Genomic DNA, 1,344 nt, shown 5'->3' on the forward strand with positions numbered 1-1,344 from the left:
ACCACGGCGGTTGCTCCGTAGTTGGGTTTTTGCTGCGGAACACCGGATTGGACATACTCCGCGGGGATTACTATTGCGGCCATCTGTGATCCTTCCATCCGGAACAGATCTCTATTTTTTATCTGTGGGGAGGCGACGAGCCTTCACGCTTGTGGAATTGCTCGTCGTTCTGGCCATCATCGGATTGCTCATCGCGCTGCTTTTGCCCGCAGTACAAATGGCCCGGGAGGCAGCACGCCGGAGTGAATGCCTCAACCATCTGAAGCAACTGGCCCTGGCGGCGCACAACTTCCACGACACCCACCGGCAGTTTCCGCCGGGTTATTTGGGACCGCTGCCGCAGGCCCCGGTTCCCCCTTACCCAGGCCAATGGACGAGTGTGCTCGCTTATTTGCTGCCCTATATCGAACAGGGCGCGCTGAAAGACCAGAGCGATGCTGATGCTCCCAATTTCGGCGGGATTTCCCTTTACGATGCCAGCCGCCAGGGACAGGCCTTCTGGCAACGGCCCAAGGCGTGGGATGCCGCTCAGGGGCAACCGCGAGTGTTCCTCTGCCCATCCGATCACGCGACCAAAATCGAACGTCCCATCGTGATTCTGCATTTTCATTACGTGTCGCCCTATGTCACTCTGACGGCGGCGAGCTTTTCGGATAACAGCGGAGACGTTCTGGCACGGACAAACTACCTGGGATCGGGCGGGTATATGGGAGTCACGGGAATCGCCAGTAGTGATGCATTTCGGGGAGTTTTTTGGAACCGTTCTCAGGAGAGCTTTTCCACGATCACTGACGGGACCAGTCAGACACTTCTTTTTGGCGAAGCGATGGGGGGCACGGAAAACCCCGAACGCGCGTATTCGTGGTTCGGATGCGGAGTCATGGCCAGCGCCTGGGGACTGGGCCCCAGCGCCGACAACGACACGCGATTGGGCTGGTGGCAGTTTTCTTCTCGCCATCCTGGCGTTGTCCAGTTTGCTTTCGCCGATGGTTCCTGTCGGCCTCTTGCAATTACCATTGATCGCGACACGTTTATCTATCTGTCGGCGGTCCAGGACGGCCAGCAGGTGTCAGTCCCGTAACTTCGCCAGGCGACCCGCCCGGCGTTCTCGGCCTGTCTCGCCTTGTCAAGACCGCGATGGCCGTTCGCCAGACACGATCGCCCGACTTCCTCTGAGAATCGCCTTTGTCGATGTTAAAGACTGGTATACGTATTGCTTTGTGGAGAATCGGAGAGGGGGCTTGCTGCCAAACTGGCGGGGAAAACTTATCACATTTTTCCCTCCTGGAAGCGTGATCCTGCCGTACAACCGTGGGATAACGGGATGGTACCCGCGGGTAGAAT

General features: G+C 58.0%; 1 protein-coding gene. It reads left to right on the forward strand.

Going from position 1 to position 1,344, the window contains the following annotated elements:
• Nucleotides 1-1,081: DUF1559 domain-containing protein (locus H5U08_RS18985; RefSeq protein WP_297036783.1), on the forward strand; the 1,081-nt coding region annotated here is incomplete at its 5' end.
• Nucleotides 1,082-1,344: the final 263 nt, after the last annotated feature.

Origin of the sequence: Thermogutta sp. (genome assembly GCF_014359955.1) — a bacterium.
GTDB lineage: Bacteria > Planctomycetota > Planctomycetia > Pirellulales > Thermoguttaceae > Thermogutta.